Genomic DNA, 1,570 nt, shown 5'->3' on the forward strand with positions numbered 1-1,570 from the left:
GATCAACGACGGGCATGTGGCGATGTGGGGGCTGCTGGACGCCGCCGACGGGATCGACTTCGACCAGGCGATCAACCGGATCGCCAACAGCTTGCCCAACGACCCCACCGCCGCCGGCGGCAGCGACCTGGACGCCCGCCGCGCCGCCGCGGTCGGCATCCTCGCCCGCACCGCGTTCGGGCAGCACACCCTGCCCACCCACACCCTGGTCGTGCACATCACCGCAACAGATCCCGCCATCAGAGCGCAGCAACCGGGCAAGGGTTGAGGTGCCCCGAGGCTGCCGGACAGGGCCCCCCGTAGGATCGGGGGATTATCTGGAAGGAAGATGGTATGGGGAATCGGCGGAGTTATTCTGCTGAGTTCAAGGCCGAAGCGGTCCGGTTGGTTATTGATACGTCTCGGCCGGTGGCGCAGGTTGCTCGGGAACTCGGGGTTGTTGAGCAGACCTTGGGGAATTGGGTGAATGAGTATCGGCGCGAGCATGCCGGTGACGAGCCGGAGCTTTCCGTTCCGGAGCGGGCGAGACTACGGGAACTGGAACGCGAGAACCGTGAAATACGGATCGAGAATGAGTTCTTGAAAAAAGCGGCGGCGTACTTCGCCAAGGAGCATCGGTGAGCGACAAGTTCGAGTTCATCGACGCCGAGTACGCCAGCAATCAGCGAACTTTCAACCCCTTGGCTGCCTCGATCACGGTGATGTGCCGGTTGTTGGGGGTGTCGAGGTCGGGGTTCTACGAGTGGCGGGACCGGTCCGCCTCGGCCACCGCCCGGCGCCGCGAGGAGTTGAAGCTGATCATCGCCAAGTCGTTCGAGGACTCCAAGCAGACTTACGGCTACCGCCGGGTGCACGCCGACCTGGCCGGTTGGGGGGTGCCGGCCTCACCGGAGTTGGTGCGTGCCCTGATGCGGGAGATGGGCCTGCGGCCGTGTCAGCCGCGGCCGTGGCGGCACTGCCTGACCGCCGCCGATGATCAGGCCGGGGTGATCCCGGACCTGGTTGGTCGGGACTTCACCGCGGACCGTCCCGGAGTCAAGCTGGTCGGCGACATCACCTATGTGGCCACTTGGCAGGGTTGGTTGTACTTGGCGACGGTGATCGACTGCTGTACCCGGGAGGTGGTGGGTTGGGCGATGGCCGACCACTACCGGACCCCGCTGGTCACGGCCGCGATCGCCATGGCCCACCGGAATCACCGGATCGAACCGGACGCGATTTTCCATTCCGACCGCGGCAGCAATTACACTTCTGCCGAGTTCGGTCGGGTGTTGGCGGATCGTGGGATGCGCCGGTCGGTGGGGCGGACCGGCATTTGTTACGATAATGCGATGGCGGAATCGTTTTTCGGGGTGTTGAAGAACGAACTCGTTCACCGTACCCGGTATCCCACGCGTCGGCATGCCCGCCGGGATATTGTGCGGTACATCGAACTCTACTACAATACGAAACGTAGGCATTCAGCGCTCGCCTACAAGACCCCCAGACAGGTCCGCGAAGAACACCAAAACACACTCGTAGCAGCGTAAACAAACACAAAATACCTGTCCGGAAACTCCGAGGCCCATCA

General features: G+C 63.4%; 2 protein-coding genes. Both read left to right on the forward strand.

Features of this window, described 5'->3' with window-relative positions:
* The coding region (locus WBL05_RS02205; RefSeq protein WP_424223438.1) for a hypothetical protein at positions 1-268 on the forward strand (268 nt) is incomplete at its 5' end.
* A 65-nt stretch (positions 269-333) separates the two neighbouring features.
* A protein-coding gene (locus tag WBL05_RS02210) for an IS3 family transposase (protein ID WP_424223439.1) occupies positions 334-1,529 on the forward strand; the annotation gives its coding sequence in 2 pieces (ribosomal slippage) (positions 334-589 and positions 589-1,529; 1,197 coding nt in all).
* The last annotated feature ends 41 nt before the right edge of the window (positions 1,530-1,570 follow it).

Source organism: Brooklawnia sp., from assembly GCF_049651565.1.
Lineage (GTDB): Bacteria > Actinomycetota > Actinomycetes > Propionibacteriales > Propionibacteriaceae > Brooklawnia.